Origin of the sequence: Vibrio gelatinilyticus (genome assembly GCF_022836845.1) — a bacterium.
Taxonomy (GTDB): Bacteria; Pseudomonadota; Gammaproteobacteria; order Enterobacterales; family Vibrionaceae; genus Vibrio; species Vibrio gelatinilyticus.
In genome coordinates this window covers 80,171-97,877 of sequence record NZ_JAJNNZ010000014.1, presented here as the reverse complement: position 1 = coordinate 97,877, position 17,707 = coordinate 80,171, and the positions used below count along the sequence as shown (strand labels likewise).

Sequence of the window (17,707 nt, the reverse complement as noted above, 5' to 3'; positions counted from 1 at the left end):
GAGTTGCTTACGTTCCATAGTTTTGATTCCAAATGTCTAGATATGAAAAGGAGTGGCGTTTGCCACCCCTTTGAAATTTGATTTAAGCGTTGGGTTACAGCTTAGATGCGATCATTGTTTCAAGCTTGCCTTGGTCAATGGCAAAGTTACGGATCCCTTCAGCGAGCTTCTCTACGGCCATAGGGTCCTGGTTGTGGTCCCACAAGAACTCAGAGTGAGTCATTGCGGCTGGACGCTCTTGTGAGCCGTTCGAGTCGATTAACTTCTCAACCACTTCACCTTCAGCGGCTTCTAGCTCAGCGAGTAGAGCTGGTGCGATAGTTAAGCGGTCACAACCGGCAAGTTCTAAGATTTCACCGATGTTACGGAAGCTCGCGCCCATAACCACGGTTTTGTAACCGTGTTGTTTGTAATAGTTGTAGATACCAGATACAGACAATACCCCCGGATCTTCTTGAGCTTCGAAGTCTTTGCCTTCTTTTGCTTTGTACCAGTCCATGATGCGGCCAACAAAAGGAGAAATCAGGAAGACACCAGCTTCGGCACACGCACGTGCCTGAGCGAATGAGAACAGAAGCGTAAGGTTACAGTTAATCCCTTCTTTCTCTAGAACTTCAGCAGCACGAATGCCTTCCCACGTAGAGGCGAGTTTGATAAGAATGCGGTCATTGCTAATGCCAGCATCGTTATACATTTTTATAAGCTGACGAGCTTTCGCAATGCTGCCTTCAGTGTCGTAAGAAAGTCGTGCATCGACTTCAGTTGAGATACGGCCTGGAATGGTTGTCAAAATCTCTTTACCGATATTGACCGCAAGCATATCGCAAGCATCTTGAACCTGTAGAGAAGGATCGTTGCTTTGAGATTTTGCATAGTCGATAGCTTGGTCGATAAGTGGAGCGTATTCTTCGATTTGAGCTGCTTTAAGAATTAGAGATGGGTTAGTGGTAGCATCTTCAGGAAGATACTTTTTGATAGCGTCGATTTCGCCGGTGTCTGCTACTACTGTAGTGAGTTTACGAAGTTGCTCTAATTTATTGCTCATTGATTCGTTCCTTATTTCGAGGGTGTTGCCTCTAACTGCATTTGCAACATCATCAACCAAATATTCGGGTGTTTATATTTGATCAAAGCGTCTATCTGGACTGAGCGGGCAGATGCCTTTGAGCATTTGTGTCGCTCATGAGTAAATGTTGGAGTTATATTTAACGGATTTGAGGGGAAAGTCAATTGTTGATAAGGAGCTTTTGATCCTACTAATCGAATATCTTTAATTTTTGATAACGCAAGCGTACTTTTATTGTCGTCCTTGTATTCATTGGGTGTCTAGGAGAGTTCTTGTACTAATTAGACGCCCTGAGAATGTGTAACGCGAGAGAGCAAATGTAATCCTTTGTGAGAGGGCGCACATATGTTTAGGGTGTGAACTAATGATCGCTTTGATAAACTGTCATCAATCCCGATTTTTAGATTAGCGGTATCAAATGAAACCAACAGAGAATGTCGATGCAAGCACGGATTTGTTAACTGAAATAGCGGTTGCTTATTATCAGGATGGTTCGACACAAGAGGAAATTTCAAAAAAATTCGGTGTATCCAGAGCAAAAATTGGTCGATTGTTGAAACAGGCCAGAGAGGAGGGGATTGTCGAGATTACCGTAAAATATCACCCGGTATTTAGCGCGAAAATTGAGCAGCGCCTAGTTGAGCAGTTTGGTGTTAAACGTGCACTCATTGCGCTCGATCAGGTGGACGAAGATGCTCAGCGTAGTCAAGTCGCAGGTTTGGTTTCAAATTATCTAGCACAAACCCTGAAAAACGGTATGGTGGTTACAGTCGGGCAGGGAAGGAACGTATCAGCGGTTGCCCAGTATACGGGGGTTATTAGCCCGAGAGACTGTAAGTTCGTTTGCGGCATAGGAGGGATCCACCCGCGTGGCGGCCTGTTCAACGCCGATCATATCTGTCGTCAGTTAGCCAAGAAGTACGGTGGCACGTCAGAAACTTTGTATGCGCCCGCCTATGCAGAAACCAAAGATCAGAAGTTGGCTTTTATGCAAAACAGCACGGTCAAACAAACGTTAGACTTAGCTCGCAAGGCGGATGTGGCGATAGTGGGCATCGGAGACATGAGTGAGAATAGTTATATGGTTGATCTTGGCTGGTTTACTGCAGATGAGGTTGTCCAGTCGCGTCTTCAGCAAGGGGTCGTCGGTGATTTCGCTGGCTATGATTTTTTTGACATAGAAGGTGAGACTGCAAATACTGTGATGAGCGATAGGGTTATAGGCTTGGGTATTGAGGAATTTCGTCCTATCGCAGAAGTCATCGCTATTGCAGCCGAGAACAGTAAGCCAATGGCGTTACTGGGAGCGTTGCGAAATGGTGCAGTCGATGTGATAGCAACCAGTGTAAGTAATGCACTTACGGTCCTGAATCTTGATGAACAGATGAAAAGCATAAAAGGGAATGACTAGGACATGAGGATGCGAATTTCTACGCTTCCTCACCTCGATTTATAATTCAATGGGCAGTTCACTACGCTGTCCCCACTCCGTCCAGGAGCCGTCATACACATGTAAGTTTTTGTAGCCACAAAGATGTGCTGCCAGCACCAAAATACAAGCCGTGACACCAGAGCCACAAGAAAACACCAGAGGGTATTCTCTATCAAGCGAGATAGCTTCAAACATTGGTGTCAGCTCTGCTGGTGACTTTAACTCTCCATTTTCCATCAAATCGGCAAAAGGAAGACAAACAGAGTTGGGAATATGACCACTTCTAACGCCAGATCTTGGCTCTGGTGCTTGTCCTTTAAAGCGCTCTAACGAACGAGCATCGACGATAACAGCTGTATTGTGTTGAGAAAACTCTAACACTTGCTGAGCCGTGACAAAGTGTTGTTCCTTTAAAGGTTGAGACAATTGACTAGTGTCTCCCTTGAAGTAATCTGGCTCAATATTACCACCGTGTTTAAGCCAAGCGGGTAGGCCGCCTGACAAAATAAAAACTTTCTCAAAACCTAGGGCTAGCAACATCCACCAGGCTCTTGGCGAGGCAAACGTACCCGAATTATCATAAACAACAATAGTACTATCAAGCGTTAGACCTAAGTCAGCTGCCAACAAACTAAACCTTTTGGCACTGGGCATCATATGAGGTAAAGCGGAATTTGGGTCACAAAAAACGGTATCGTAATCAAAGCGCATAGCCCCCGGAATAACGCCAGACTTGTCTTTTTGGGGTTCACTTGGAATTTGGAATTCGATACTGCAGTCGAGAACAAACAGCTTGGAATTATGAGCGAGTTCTGCCTGTAGCCAACGTGCGTCAACAATTGGGTTTTTCATCACAAACCTTCTCCTTTAGTTATATGTGGGCTGCATTGGGACAATCGGTATGATTGTTTGCTAGAAAACAAAGAGTCGATGACCTCGACGGTTGCCTGACTGCCGACAGGGCATATACGGCCTTCATCGGTACTGACTAACTGAATATTTTCATCGGGCAACTGAACAGATAGATAATGTCGATTACCATCTAATGACTGTACTAGGGTGTAGTCTATTACTGTGACAGTTAGTTTGTACTTCGTGTGGGAGAGAGGAAAGAAGGCAAGCAATACAAGAAGTCCAACGCCAGCAATGATAATACCTATTGCAATGGTGAGCTTTTTCAAAAATGCCTCCTTTAGAGATCTAACACACAGAACAATTTGCCGACTTGGGTAACGACATCTCGCGCCACGACAGTGTCGCGGCGTCGAAGAGCAATAACTTGCCTACCTTTGGAGTGCCAAAGTTGGCAATTACTTTAATGGCTTCTAGTGCCTGCGTTGCACCAATAATGCCGACAACCGGGGACATGACACCGGCTTCAACACAACTCAGAGCCGTTTCACCAAATAACATGCTTAAGCATTGATAACAAGACAAGGAGGGGTCTTGATAGGTAAAAACGCTAATCTGACCCTCCATTCTTATCGCAGCACCTGATACTAAAGGTACTTTGAATTTAAAGCACAATCGATTCAACTGATTGCGTGTGGCGACATTATCAGACGCATCTAATACTAAGTCATGCTTTGAGATTTCTTCACTCAATTGCTCGTCGTTAAGTCGTTTGTTTATAGAAGTAATGCAAGCATGCGGGTTGAGCTGTTCTAACGATTGTTTAGCAGAGTCAACTTTTAGATCGCCAATGCGATGATCATTGTGTAGGACTTGTCTTTGAAGGTTTGACAGCTCAACCGTGTCATCATCAATTAGCGTCAGGTGCCCAACTCCAGCAGCAACAAGATACTGACTCGCTGCGCAACCAAGGCCACCAGCACCTAGCACAAGAACAGAAGCCTGTTTTAACGCTTCTTGTCCCTCGAAATCGAAGCCTTTTAGTACGATCTGACGGTTGTAACGCATCATTTCTGCGTCTGAGAGAATATCCACTATGTTCAAACCTCTAATACAGTGCTGGGCTCAGAAGTTGTATTTGAACTGTCTCACCGACACCGACATTGCCACGTTCTCGTTCTAATACGACAAAACAATTTGCTAGGCTCATCGAGCGAAATGCACCAGAGCTTTGATTACCCGTGGTCTCGACCTCAAAAACGCCATCGTTAATTGTATAGACTGCACGTTGGTAGTCGGTACGCCCTGGGGACTTCTTAAAGGCCGTATTGGTTTTAGCCGGAATAGATTGTGGTGCTTGCCATTGAGTATGGCCACCCAGTTTGGCTAATAATGGTTGTACCAAAACATACATCGTCAATATTGCCGAAACGGGATTACCAGGCAGACCACAAAACCATGCATCATCCAAAGAACCAAAAGCAAATGGCTTCCCAGGTTTAATTGCCAGTTTCCAAAAACCGATTTGCCCTAGTTCCTCTAAAATATCCTTAGTGTAATCGGCCTCACCAACGCTAACCCCGCCGGAGGTGATAACCACGTCCGAAATTGTCTGAGCATGTAAGAAAGTGGCTTTTAAGGTCTCCTGACAATCGGGAATAATCCCAAGATCGATGGCTTCACAGCCAAAGTTTTCAATAAGAGGTTTGATACCATAGCGATTGCTGTCGTAGATCTGGCCAGCTTTCAATGTTGTGCCAAGCGGTTTTAGTTCGTCACCAGTTGAGAAAAAAGCCACTTTGGGCTTTTCGAATACTGAGATATGGCTGATTCCGAGCGTTGCAATCATCGGGATATCGCGTGCTGTGAGGCGTGAGCCTTTATCGAGAACAACATCACCTTGACTGATGTCATCACCCGTTGGGCGGATATTTAGGTTAGGTTTGACTTGCTCTTGGTGAAAGCTAATCCACTCACCTTCCACACTGGTGTTTTCTTGCATGATGACGGCATCACAACCTTCAGGAATTTGCGCACCTGTCATAATACGAACGCAAGTACCTTGCGGCCATTCGCCTTCATAAGGTTGGCCAGCAAAAGACTTCCCCGCCAATCTGAGCGTGTTATTTTGTTCGAGCTCGGTTTTTCTAACCGCATAACCGTCCATTGCTGAGTTATCAAATGGCGGTACATTGATCGGAGAAAGAAGGTTATCGGCCAAAACGAAACCAAGTGCTTCTTGCAGTGGTAAGGTGATCGTTTTGGTCGTTGGGTTAATTGGAGAGAGCATTTTTTCTAATGCTTCTTCTAGTGGCATCAATCCAGGAGCGTCACAGCAGCCCATAATGTATTATCCTATAATTCTTGTGTAACTTGCTGACTTTATCATAATTCGTAGCTATTAAGAGTGCCAATTGAATGGATGAGTCTTAAGCAAAGTGTCCTTGGTCAAAATAGGGGTGTAATTCACAAAAAATACGAGTATCCTTGTGTGCCGTTAAGGGGTCTGTTAAGAGGAGTAAGCATGTCAGATCTGAGTGAAACAGCTAAGCTAGTGAAAGAAGCCTTGTCTAAGCGAGGATTGGAAACGCCGATGCTGCCAAATCAAATTAGCCGTGAAGAAAAAAAAGAACGCATTGAACATCATATGCGTGAAGTTTTATCACTGCTTCAGTTAGATCTCAAAGACGATAGCTTAATGGATACACCCCAACGCATCGCTAAGATGTATGTGGACGAAATTTTTTCTGGTCTTGATTACAGTAACTTCCCTAAAATTACAGTGATTGAGAACAAAATGAATGTGAGTGAGATGGTTAGGGTTAAAGATATCACCGTAACCAGTACATGTGAGCATCATTTAGTGACCATCGATGGCAAAGCGGCAGTTGCGTATATTCCAAGAGGAAAAATCATTGGCTTGTCGAAAATCAATCGTATCGTGCGCTTTTTCGCCCAAAGACCTCAAGTTCAAGAAAGAATGACACAGCAAATCTTAATTGCTCTGCAAACACTGTTAGAAACAGATGATGTTGCTGTCACGATCGATGCCGTTCACTATTGTGTTAAATCTCGAGGCGTGATGGACGCGACTAGCGAGACAACAACAACAGCGCTAGGGGGGATATTTAAGTCTAACCCAGCAACCCGTCATGAGTTTTTACATGGACTTAGATAAAATCTGATCGTCTCTTTTTTTATTGACTAACGCCCTCGTTTTACGAGGGCGTTGTTGTATGTGCCATAGCTTTTCGTTCATAATGTAAACACAACTAAACATTCGCTCGACGTATAAATGGGTTCCTTATCCTTTTTTAAGTACGATGATGGATGAAAAAACAAACGTCATAATAATGTTGAACTAGGTAGCTAAATGGGTCGGCTCAATAAAATATATCAGTACGCAGAACCAAATCTCTCCCTTGTGGTGATCATGGGTGGGCTTGGCTTCCCGATTTACTACCTTATTTGGACATACTGGTTCCCACAGGGGTATGAAAATGTTTGGCTTCGTTTCGCATGCTGCATCATTGTTGGCGTATTGGGACTCAGGGAATATGTACCAAACCGACTTAGGAAATACTTGCCGCATTATTATTTATTTGCGATCAGTGCGTGTCTTCCTTTCTTTTTCTTTTTCATGATGCTAATGAATAATTGGTCTGATGTTTGGGTTATGTCCTTTATGTCGTCTATTTTCCTACACATATTGCTTGTTCATGATTCGCGAGTCATGTGCGTACAAGCGATAGTTACGACATTCTTGGCTTATCTCGCTGCTTATTACGCATCAGATGGCCAAGTCGAATTTATAGCCAATGCCAGCGCGTTACCAATTTTTGCCTTTACCTACATTTTTGGCAACTTGTTTTATTTTAGGAATCAAACGGAACATGAAGCCAAAATCTCCATTGCTAAGTCATTTGGTGCCGGAATTGCTCATGAAATGCGAAATCCATTAAGTGCATTACTTTCCTCGTTTGAGGTGATTCGTTCTATTGTTCCGAGTGGAAGCTCGACGTTTCGAAACTCCTACCATTTAAATAATCAGGAACTTCAGATCCTTAATGAGATTATTGACGACTCCATGAAAACGATCTGGACAGGTAACGAAACAATAGACTTATTGCTGACTTCAATTGATCAAAATAGAGTGTCGACATCAACGTTCTGTAAACATAGAGCTAGTCAAGTTATTGGTAACGCAGTAGAAAGCTTTAGCTATAAGAATGCCTCGGAACGAACCTTGATACACATTAATATCCAAGAAGACTTTGACTATTTTGGCAGTGACACGTTACTAAAATATGTTATTTATAACCTGATCAAAAATGCTTTTCGTCACCGGGGGACGGCGAAGTTCTCGATTCACATTAGTACAGTCAAAGTCCCGGATGGTTATGTTCTTAAGTTTAAAGACACCGGCGTAGGAATTGAGCAAGAATTGATTAAACATATCTTTGAAGATTTTTACACAACGGGAAAAACTGGCACATTCGGCCTAGGGTTATCATTTTGTAACAAAGTCATGAACTCATTTGGCGGAACCATTAGGTGTCGATCGACGCCACATCAGTGGACCGAATTTGAATTGAAATTTCCAGATTACGCCTCGACTAAAGTGAATGGTATTAAATTAGATCTCATGAAAGCGAAAAGTATCCTATTCATCGGAACTGAAGATACGCTGCTTAAGCAACTTACTTATCAGTCCTTACGACATGATTTTGAACTATCAGCGATAACTTTAGAGCAGGCGGCGCAATTGGGAGAACACCAATTTGAATACAACCTCATCATCATTGATGGTTCAATGGATCGTGAAGGGTGGGCCTTAATGTCTAGAGTCGAGCGCAAATTGGGCTTCACGGAGGCCAGAGTTGCGTTTTTGTATGATCCTATGCAAAAAAGAAATTTGTACTTTCAACGGTATGTTGACGTTAAGCTTGTGGATAGAGAAGAATATTTGCAAGACTTCGATAATGTACTCGATGGTTTACTATTTGACGATTTTACTCACTCCGAGGTCGCTCAGCCTTACAACGATATCAATATGAAAAGAACGGTATTGATTGTTGATGACAATCATTCGTTACGTTCTATTACCAGTATTATGCTCGAAAAACAGGGTTTAAATGTACTGCAAGCTGAGAATGGGCAAGTAGCATTGAGTACCTTAGAGGAAGAAGACGTTGATCTCATATTAATGGATATCGAGATGCCAGTATTGGATGGTTTATCGGCAACCAAACAGATTCGAGAATCTAATGCCCATTACGCCTCTGTTCCAATTGTCGGTTACACCGGAGATAAGAGCCCGGAAACAGTCGTAAAGATTAGTGAATACGGCATGAACGATTATCTTGTAAAACCGACACCAAAAGACGAGTTGATCGATAAGGTGGCTAATTGGATATAAATCGTGACACCATGTTGAACTCTGGTGTCACGTGATGTCCTAAAAGAATTGTAGGTCCGGATGCTCCCACGCTTTTTGACAAACTTTAATCACTCGGTTCAATTCGTCGGTTGTATGCTCTGCATTCAACGAAAACCTCATGATATTTCGACCTTTAGGAGTTGCTGGAGGGCAAAAAACAGATCCAAAGATGCCATTGTTTTCTAGGAAGTTTCGAATCAGTAGCGTATTTGCATCATCTCCTGTTTCTAGGCCAATAATTTGCGTTCCACTGCGAATGTTGAAACCGATTTCTCGCAAATTTGAAATTAAATATTCAGCGTTTTTCTTGAGCCGAATCCTACGACTTTCCGATTGTTGTATCACTTCTAACGTGGTGTTTAATCGTTCCATTTCATAGGGTAGCATAGCGGAGCTAAATATTGCCGGAAAGGCAATGATCGGTATGCAATAAGCCGTCTTAGCGTTACTCAATATAGCACCCGCACGATAAGCAAAAGTCTTGGCCAAACTCACTGTGATAAAGTCAACATGGTCGGTTAAACCTAACTCGGCCACTAAGCCCGCACCGTTTGGACCATGAGTACCAAGAGAGTGAGACTCATCAACAACAAGGGCACAATCATAGTCGTACGCTAGTGAAACGATATCAACCAAAGGAGCGACAGTGCCGACAGTGCTGTAGATTGAATCCACAAGAATGACACCAGGGCCATTTTTTTTCAAAAGTCGTTTTAAATGACGAACGTTGTTGTGCATGAACGGGTGAACTTTTGCTCCTGCAATACGAGCTCCTTCCCAGAGAGAAGCGTGAGCAAAGAAGTCCACATAAACGTTAGTCTCTTTTTCACAGATAGTTTGTAGCAGGGAAATATTTGCCGACCAACCAGACTGAGAAACCACACAGCTTTCGAATCCAGTAAATTTAGCTAAGTTCGTTTCAAATTTAGGTTTATCCTCAGCCCCAAGTAAATATACACCAGACATGAGTAAACTTTCGTGATTGTCACGAATCGCTTGAATATGGACATTGGTAATTTCTTCGTTGTTATTCAAACTGAGGTAGTCATTAGTTTGCATTACTACGTCACCAGAACAGGGCCGAGAACCACAAACGACAGGCTTCTTGTCTATATTCTTATTTATATTTTCGTCAATAAATAGATCGTGACGAGACTCAATAAAATTTGGTAGTGCCTTTTTGATTTGTGTTAAGTGCATAACATCTTCTCTTTGTAATTGATTCGTTGTTTTGCCGGCAAAATATATATTGCCAATAAACGAATAACTGTCACGAGAGAAAAACTATTTCTTTGGTTTAATTAACAAAATAAACTATAGTCAATTGGTCTATATTTTTATTCAGCTACTTTCCCGGGGATTTAATATTAAATTCAACAGTTTATTATTTTAAACTTTTACAGTAATACGAAAGTTCATATCAACTATTTGACGGCCATAATTCGGGCCAATACATTTTTATAAATCCAACTCCAACCCATATAACCGCAACGGTCGCTATGCTCAACTCTATAAACCCAAATTTATGTAGCCAGTGCCAATGGGGGTACTCGGATTCAAACAAAGTAGTGAGGCGATGCATTGCTATCGCGCTGATTACAGAGGGGAATGTGATAGCGGCAATTGAAGGCTGAAACTTGAGTCGCATTAATCTGAAATAGCATAAATAAATCAATAGTGTCATCGTAATTGCGATCCCGGCTAAAGCGCCAGTTAGGATCGGATCAGGATTAGGGAAGTTTATTAGATAGGCGGTGAGCGTGAGGTTGACGGGCGCTGCCATAATTGCAAGTGTGGGACGGGCACGCTTGGGAAGCATGCCTTCAAAAACCAGCCTATATAACACTAATGGCAGCATAAAAAAGTACATCGCGATACAAAATGCCGTAATGGCTTCGGAAAAGACGATATGCCCCAACTGGGAGCCAGCCAGAGAGCTGCTAATAAGGCCAACAGGGTATAGAAACCAACTAGGCACGATGTTAGATATTTTAAAATTACGCAGTTGGAAGTAGAAGAATAAAATCGCCATGGTGATATGCAAAGAGAGTGCGACAAACCAAAGTGGATAAGCGATATAAGGTACACTCAACGCGAGATAATCGCATAGAACAAGTAGCGCCATACTCATCGGAGCCATTAAGCTTCCACTCAATGGGTGCTTAATATCGGACCAGAATATGTGTCGGTTAAGTACGTATTTTAGCAACACGGGAAGCAGCAGAAGGGCCCCAAGCGCAGCGAGAAAAGGCTGGATTTGACGCCCGATAATCGGTACGTACAAAGCCCAAGCGTGGCCAAGGCCAATGACACCAAGGGCTAAAGAGGCTTGAGAAGGTGGTACAGAGTGGAATTTTGTTAGTCTTTGTATTGCATCCAGGCTTAGGTTCACTTTCTTTAATCTCACATACGGCTTACTGTTGAGTTCACTTGCTGGAACGTTATTTTGGTCATGGGAGTCTAGCCGTCTGATTGTATATATTTTTTAGAAAAAAATCTCTGATTATTTTTATTATTTATAAAAATAACAATTAAAACTACTGTATTTCTAAAGGAAATGCTAAATACAATGTCAACTTTGATTAGTCGGGCAATCCGCTTGACGTAACTTTTTATTTCTAATTGTACGGTGTAAAATCTGACTATAAATTGGCTGTCCTGCTAATGATTGCGCCAAAATTGTCGCTCCAAGGGTGGTAATTATTAATGGCAAAATCAGGTCGTAATTATTAGTCATTTCAATTACCAGTAAAATACAAGTGATTGGAGCACTAACCGTTGTGGCAAATGGTGCTCCCATTCCTGCAATTGCGAGCATTCCTGGCTCGATGGGAAGATCGGGAAAGGTAAGCTTAACAATAAGTCCAAATGCATACCCAAATGATGTTCCCAACGTTAGCATAGGGGCGAAAATCCCGCCAGGCGCACCCGAGGCAAAGCAAATTAACGTGGTAATAATCCGAATAATAAAAAGCATTAAAAGAAACGTAGTACTGAATGTACCGTTGGTGATCTGTGGTATTAAGTTAACTCCCCCATTGGTAAGCTCTGGAACATAAAGTAACAGTAGACCAAAGACGCCGCCAAAAGTGGTACCAGTGAATAGATAGCGGCCCCGATTATTGCGATGAAGCTTAAAAAACATGTCTTGTGACAGCGTTATCAGGCGATTGAAAATTACGCCAAAGAGTCCAAACAATGCACCAAGTCGTAAAAACAACCAAAGGACGTGTAAGTCAGGAGTAGCGTTTTGAGGCATAGTAATCACGGCATGCTGACCGTTGATAGCTCGAAAAACAATATTTCCGCCCATTTGTATTGTGGGTCCCTCGCGTCCAAGGACCATACCAGAGCCTAGTGCACCCAAGCCGCCAAAGAATTTAACCGGCAGAACTCGCCACCAGCGAACTGGGCGAATATTATCCATTGCCCCTTCGATTTTTGGAATGCCAGATCCTGCCGCTTCTGGTGCAAATCTTTGGACAAGGAAGTAACCGACAAAGGCAAGTAATGCACTAATAAGAAATGCAGATAGCCAAAGAGGTAGAATGGCGACGATTTCATCTCTTAGCCAGTCAGTTCGCGTTTCAGAGACAAAGTGGACGCCAAGTTCGAACAGTGTGGCAACACAACCCGCTAAAACACCAACGAGAGACGAAAGTAATAGAACAGAAATGGGGGTTTTGTCTCTGGAGAGAAATTGATTGACTGTTTCTCTTGGGACATGGGCAAGCAACGATTGTTTCAATTTCTCTTTTCGTGTCATTGCCGTTGTTGCCTCGAATTGCGGATAAACTAATGAACTTGCTACGCAATTATACGGAAGGCTGACGTTTTCAGTAGGTATAAAGATGCAAAGTAGCATTCCACTTTTCGAGATCTGCAACACGAAAAGCATATAATTTAAGGTACCAAGCTTGAATTTTATCCATTCTGTACCATAGTTAAATTGTAAGGCGGACCACTCAATAAACATGGAGGAACATCACGTCTTACCTACAATTTGGATGTGAACAAACTTCAGATTACATCCCCGTGATTAGATCCTAACGATACAATGTTAGAGATTCGCAAACTCACGATTGAGAAACGGGGGATTAGGGCGCACTTAACGTGCGCCTTTTGTCGTTTTGGGAACAGGGACATTCGTTCGTATCGGCTTTTTACTCAAATCAATAATTGTCCAAGTTCATTTTCTACTATGCACCCAGTACGATTTTACTTGTATAATCAACGTAGATAACAAGTCTGTGTTAAGGGTAACTTTATGTCTGTGCGTATCCCAACCAATATAATTACCGGTTTTTTGGGAGTGGGGAAAACCACCACTATTTTGAACTTATTGAAAAACAAGCCAGCCATGGAGAATTGGGCGGTACTTGTCAATGAATTTGGAGAGGTCGGTGTTGATGGAGCGATGATGGCAGATGGTGGTGCATTGATCAAAGAAGTACCTGGAGGGTGTATGTGTTGTACTGCAGGGGTACCAATGTCGGTGGGAATTAACGCCTTGTTGAGGCAAAAACCGGATAGGTTGATCATTGAGCCGACTGGCCTTGGACACCCAAGTAAGGTAGTAAAAACATTAACCTCAGAGCAATATCAACCTTATATTGATTTACGCGCGACAATTGCGCTTGTTGATCCTCGGAATCTTTCAGATGATAAATATACCTCAAATTCTAACTTCAATGAGCAGCTAGCCTCTGCAGATATCATTATTGGCAACAAAGTTGATCAATGCATTTCAGCGGATGTAGATGTATTTAATGATTGGTTGACCGTTCAAGAACCAGCAAAAATCTTTCATAAATTAGTGAAATTTGGTGACTTACCACTCGAAGTGTTGGACATTGAAAGGCGATCTCCTAAAACCAAGGGCGAGACATCAAGTTTAGCTCATGACCATGACGACTTAGATCCTGTTTTTGAATTACCGCCGAACCAAGCCTACATCCGTAGAGAGAATCAAGGTCAGGGCTATTTTAGCTGTGGATGGATTATGGGAGCAGAACATAAATTTGATTTCGATCAACTATTTTCGATGTTAAGTGATCTTAATGCTGAGCGTGTTAAGGCGGTTGTTAACACGACCAAAGGCTGTTTTGCATTTAATGTCTCTAATCAAGTCGTATCAGTTAATGAGATCTCTTTAGAGGGGTATGAATCTCGAATCGAAGTCATCGATTCGCAATTAATGCCTTGGCAGAAACTCGAAACGATTTTACTCAAGATTTGCGGGATTTAATCGCGCGTGGCTGATCTCAATAAGCGAATAGAGACGTACAGTGGCCAAGACCGAACCGATACATCGATCAATAGCGCTCTAATCGATGTACGATGGATCGTCGCCCTTGATCATACAGCTCGTCGCTATGGCGTCGATATTGAGCAAGCGTTCAATTCATCAGGTGACTGGCAGTATTATTTGTCTAGACCTAAAGTGGCAATGTCGGTTCTAGAGACCGCATTGCGATATGTGGCTAAAACTAAGTCGGCGTTTGATATCGTTTTAGACGCTGGGGAAGGTATAACGGCAAATCATATGGGAGTATTTGGCGCGTTCCTTTATAGCGCGCCGAGTACTGACGTGATGATGAAATATTTGGAAGAGTTTTCGCTCATATTTTGCCCGACCGTACGTTTGGTCTTCATACATAGAGAAAATGAAAATTCCGAACTTTGGATGCTTCGCCATCAAGATGACAGGGGTGAGCCTAGTTTTTCTAATCTAGGTTTCAGCTATTATTGTATCGGGCTACTGACACTAATACGTTCAACACAGTGCCAGGTACAGCCTCAAGTCGAATTTTTCTTTGAAAGAGATCCTCTAGACCCAATGATTCAATTGGAAGTGGAAGACCGCTTTAATTGCAAAATCTATTATGGGCACAAGATCCGCCGAATCATGTTTCCTGCCTCGTTTATAGGACGAAAGTGCACTTTTGCAAACAATGAATTAAACGCTACTTTGTTAAAATCAATGCAATATAGCGTAAAGCATACCCTTGACTCAAACTTGGCTGAACAGATTTACCAAATATTTCATGAAGTCGGTATGGTAGAGGCAAACGTTGACTTGGTTGCCCAAAAGCTGCATGTCAGTACAAGAACACTCATGCGTAAATTGAAGTCCGAATCTCTTTCATTTCGTACCTTAATGGATCGATACCGTCTAGAAAAAGCGCTATCACTTTCAGAACGACCGAATGCCAATGTTACGCTTTTAGCACTAGAGTTGGGCTTTCGTGACGTAAGTTCTTTTTCTCGAGCGTTCAAACGTTGGACTGGAGAATCGCCAAAGATCCTGTTCTCCAATCAAATTAATACGGCAAACGAAAGGCCAATGCAAAGATAAAGGCTATAATCATGTGGTTAATTGTATTGTTGAGCTGACGCAGGCGCAGATGACAGTACCTCGCATTGAAAAGGGATGACGAATGCAGTTTGAAAACGGAATTTTACACATTGATTCTTTTTTGGCAGTGACATTAGGAATCATTGTGCTATTCACTGGACGTCGGCTGACACAAATCATTGGCTTCTTAAAAGAGTTTAGTATTCCAGAACCTGTTTCCGGAGGGATTCTGTTCTCGGTCACTTTTGCCATTATTTACTCGGTAACGTCAATAGAAGTTAGTTTTGATCTCATGGCGCGTGATGTCCTACTCGTTTATTTCTTCACGACAATAGGGATAAATGCAAGCTTAAGCGACTTAGTTAAGGGTGGTAAGCCATTGATCATCCTGCTGGTTATTACCATCGGTTATATGATGCTACAAAACTTAACGGGTATTGGAGTTGCCAGCGCTTTGGGGCTAGAGCCTGTTGCAGGATTGCTTAGCGGAAGTGTCTCTTTGATTGGTGGGCACGGTACAGCGATCGCTTGGGCACCTCGAATAGAAGAGCAGTTTGGCCTTAACACCGCGATGGAAATCGGTATTGCCAGTGCGACCTTTGGTTTAATTTTGGCCAGCTTGATGGGGGGACCGATCGCTAAATTTTTGATCAAACGTTATAACCTGACACCAGATGAAAAACAGGCTCTTGATGTAGGCGTAGCGGACAATGATCCCGAACCAAAAATTACTTCTTATGATTTTTTGGATGCAATGCTGGCCATTCATACTTGCATTATTTTGGGAGTTGTTCTCAATGAAGGCGTAGAACAGTTGGGGCTTCAATTACCTTTGTTTGTGACCTGCCTATTTGCTGGGATCATCCTTTCTAACGCTATTCCCCACAACTACCCACGACTTACTGGCACGAGTTGGCCTGCCAATAAGCCTGCCGTGGCTCTGATAGCCGACATGGCCTTGGGCGCTTTTCTCGCCATGTCACTGATGAGCATGCAACTATGGACTTTGGTCGATTTGGCCGGCCCCATTTTTGTCATACTGGCCGCACAGTTTATTGTCGCGATATTAGTCAATTTGTTTATTATTTTCCCTGCAATGGGTAAAAATTATGATGCAGCCGTTATATGTTCTGGATTTGGTGGCATTTCGCTAGGCTCGACGCCAACCGCAATGGCAAATATGTCAGCCGTAGCACAAAAATATGGTAACTCTCACCAAGCATTTATTGTGGTACCACTGGTTTGCGCTTTCTTTATTGATTTGGCTAACGCGTTGATTATCCCTTACTTTATGCGTCTGGTGGCATAGGTGGGGCTTGTGTATTTCTGCTGCTTGCAAATCGCGTTGGGGTGGCTTTGAGAACCGTGCTTTAGCTACTCTGATTGTCATAATTTGTTGCACAGAATGATTAGGCTCAAAACAACGGCCAGCGTAATATCGCCAAAGGAAAGATCGCCCTAGTATATCTTTAGGAATGCGGATGAAAACAGAGAAAGAAAAAATGTTGGCAGGTGAACCCTACTTGGCGTGGGATAAAGAGTTATATGATGCCCGGATCCGGTGTCGTAAGCGCGTCCAAAAATTTAACCACACCCTTCCAGATAGCGAAGAATGGAAGCACCATTTGCAGCAACTCTTGCCAAACAATCAAGGAGGGATGTATGTCGAGCCACCGTTTCGCTGTGACTATGGCAGCAACATTCGTATAGGGAAAAATTTTTACGCTAATTTCAATTGCACCATTTTGGATGTTAACGTCGTTGACATTGGCGATGACGTACTCTTGGCCCCGAATGTCCAGATATACACTGCTGGCCACCCTATAGACGCGAAGGCAAGAGTAGAAGAAGGCATCGAATTTGGTTTACCAATCAAAATTGGTGATAGGGTCTGGTTAGGGGGCGGTGTTATCCTATGTCCGGGGGTCACTATCGGTAAAAACTCAGTGATTGGTGCGGGAAGCGTGGTAACTAAAGATATACCAGAAAATGTGGTCGCTGCAGGAAATCCGTGTCGAGTTATTCGTACCATTGAAAGCGATAACCGATACTAGGTCAGTAAGTATCTTCCAGCTTTAATGACTTAAGTTTTTTGTGACACTTTAAACGTCAATTTTTTATTGTGGACTGACCAAAATTTGGTTTTGTTTGCTGTTACCTGCTTTAGTACATAATATAGCGTGATTGCTTTTTATGGTTAGATTAGTATTTTTAATGTAGTTTCGCGAATGTCGAATCTGGAATTGTCTTTTGGTCTTATAGTTAACGCTATCGAGAACTGTACGGCTGCCATTCTAATCACAGATCGTGATGCTATTTTTCACTACGCTAATGAACGTTTTTATCAGCTTATATCCCTCTCTGAGCGTCGTTTACTGCCAATACAAAAACTTAAGATTAATGAATCCCTCACTCCAGAGATAGAACTCGACCCTTTAGCAGCACAAGTTGTAAAAGCCATCGTCAGCCTCGCTTCGGTCTTAAATATTGATACGATTACAGACGGAGTATCAAGTGAGACTCAGCTACGCATACTCAGAGAGATCGGCTGCCTATAGG

16 protein-coding genes are annotated in these 17,707 nt (G+C 42.8%); 8 read left to right on the top strand and 8 right to left on the bottom strand.

Features of this window, described 5'->3' with window-relative positions; all coding sequences use genetic code 11:
• Positions 1 to 94: 94 nt before the first annotated feature.
• The gene (gene tal / locus LNL84_RS15685) at positions 95 to 1,045 is read right to left on the bottom strand and encodes a transaldolase (protein ID WP_244358496.1); all 951 of its coding nucleotides are present in this window, start codon (positions 1,043 to 1,045) and stop codon (positions 95 to 97) included.
• 439 nt (positions 1,046 to 1,484) lie between these two features.
• Between tal and LNL84_RS15680 the strand changes: the two genes are divergently transcribed.
• Entirely contained in the window at positions 1,485 to 2,477 is a 993-nt protein-coding gene (locus LNL84_RS15680; RefSeq protein WP_244358495.1) for a sugar-binding transcriptional regulator, read from the top strand.
• A gap of 39 nt (positions 2,478 to 2,516) precedes the next feature.
• On the opposite strand, the gene LNL84_RS15675 is transcribed toward LNL84_RS15680, so the two are convergent.
• Genes LNL84_RS15675 through moeA form a run of 4 tightly spaced genes read right to left on the bottom strand, consistent with a single transcriptional unit; the run spans position 2,517 to position 5,694 of the window.
• Entirely contained in the window at positions 2,517 to 3,350 is an 834-nt protein-coding gene (locus tag LNL84_RS15675; RefSeq protein ID WP_244358494.1) for a sulfurtransferase, read from the bottom strand.
• On the bottom strand, positions 3,350 to 3,679 hold the full coding sequence (locus LNL84_RS15670) for a hypothetical protein (RefSeq protein ID WP_244358493.1): 330 nt from the start codon (positions 3,677 to 3,679) through the stop codon (positions 3,350 to 3,352). The genes LNL84_RS15675 and LNL84_RS15670 overlap by 1 nt, the downstream gene beginning before the upstream one ends.
• A gap of 19 nt (positions 3,680 to 3,698) precedes the next feature.
• On the bottom strand, positions 3,699 to 4,445 hold the full coding sequence (gene moeB / locus LNL84_RS15665) for a molybdopterin-synthase adenylyltransferase MoeB (protein ID WP_244358492.1): 747 nt from the start codon (positions 4,443 to 4,445) through the stop codon (positions 3,699 to 3,701).
• 13 nt (positions 4,446 to 4,458) lie between these two features.
• Positions 4,459 to 5,694: a molybdopterin molybdotransferase MoeA gene (gene moeA, locus LNL84_RS15660; RefSeq protein WP_244358491.1), complete on the bottom strand. Its 1,236-nt coding sequence runs from the start codon at positions 5,692 to 5,694 to the stop codon at positions 4,459 to 4,461.
• 180 nt (positions 5,695 to 5,874) lie between these two features.
• On the opposite strand from moeA, the gene folE reads away from it, so the two are divergent.
• Together folE and LNL84_RS15650 are read left to right on the top strand one after the other, a co-directional pair.
• On the top strand, positions 5,875 to 6,528 hold the full coding sequence (gene folE, locus LNL84_RS15655; RefSeq protein WP_244358490.1) for a GTP cyclohydrolase I FolE: 654 nt from the start codon (positions 5,875 to 5,877) through the stop codon (positions 6,526 to 6,528).
• Between the two features lie 195 nt (positions 6,529 to 6,723).
• Entirely contained in the window at positions 6,724 to 8,769 is a 2,046-nt protein-coding gene (locus LNL84_RS15650) for a hybrid sensor histidine kinase/response regulator (protein ID WP_244358489.1), read from the top strand.
• A 39-nt stretch (positions 8,770 to 8,808) separates the two neighbouring features.
• On the opposite strand, the gene cqsA is transcribed toward LNL84_RS15650, so the two are convergent.
• From cqsA to LNL84_RS15635, 3 genes are all read right to left on the bottom strand, one after another.
• The gene (gene cqsA, locus LNL84_RS15645) at positions 8,809 to 10,038 is read right to left on the bottom strand and encodes an alpha-hydroxyketone-type quorum-sensing autoinducer synthase (RefSeq protein ID WP_341829462.1); all 1,230 of its coding nucleotides are present in this window, start codon (positions 10,036 to 10,038) and stop codon (positions 8,809 to 8,811) included.
• A gap of 172 nt (positions 10,039 to 10,210) precedes the next feature.
• Positions 10,211 to 11,197 carry a TDT family transporter gene (locus tag LNL84_RS15640; RefSeq protein WP_244358487.1) on the bottom strand — a complete coding sequence of 329 codons (987 nt, stop codon included), beginning with the start codon at positions 11,195 to 11,197 and terminating at the stop codon, positions 10,211 to 10,213.
• Positions 11,198 to 11,362: 165 nt separating this feature from the next.
• Positions 11,363 to 12,556: a ClC family H(+)/Cl(-) exchange transporter gene (locus LNL84_RS15635; protein WP_244358486.1), complete on the bottom strand. Its 1,194-nt coding sequence runs from the start codon at positions 12,554 to 12,556 to the stop codon at positions 11,363 to 11,365.
• Positions 12,557 to 13,057: 501 nt separating this feature from the next.
• Here LNL84_RS15635 and LNL84_RS15630 point away from each other — a divergent pair.
• From LNL84_RS15630 to LNL84_RS15610, 5 genes are all read left to right on the top strand, one after another.
• Complete coding sequence (locus tag LNL84_RS15630; RefSeq protein WP_244358485.1) at positions 13,058 to 14,038, top strand: CobW family GTP-binding protein; 981 nt, start codon at positions 13,058 to 13,060, stop codon at positions 14,036 to 14,038.
• 6 nt (positions 14,039 to 14,044) lie between these two features.
• Positions 14,045 to 15,148: a helix-turn-helix transcriptional regulator gene (locus LNL84_RS19780; protein WP_244358484.1), complete on the top strand. Its 1,104-nt coding sequence runs from the start codon at positions 14,045 to 14,047 to the stop codon at positions 15,146 to 15,148.
• A gap of 82 nt (positions 15,149 to 15,230) precedes the next feature.
• Complete coding sequence (gltS, locus tag LNL84_RS15620) at positions 15,231 to 16,457, top strand: sodium/glutamate symporter (protein ID WP_244358483.1); 1,227 nt, start codon at positions 15,231 to 15,233, stop codon at positions 16,455 to 16,457.
• A gap of 172 nt (positions 16,458 to 16,629) precedes the next feature.
• A complete protein-coding gene (locus LNL84_RS15615) occupies positions 16,630 to 17,202 on the top strand; it encodes a sugar O-acetyltransferase (RefSeq protein WP_244358482.1) in 573 nt (190 codons plus the stop codon).
• 174 nt (positions 17,203 to 17,376) lie between these two features.
• The gene (locus tag LNL84_RS15610; RefSeq protein WP_244358481.1) at positions 17,377 to 17,706 is read left to right on the top strand and encodes an EAL domain-containing protein; all 330 of its coding nucleotides are present in this window, start codon (positions 17,377 to 17,379) and stop codon (positions 17,704 to 17,706) included.
• The last annotated feature ends 1 nt before the right edge of the window (position 17,707 follow it).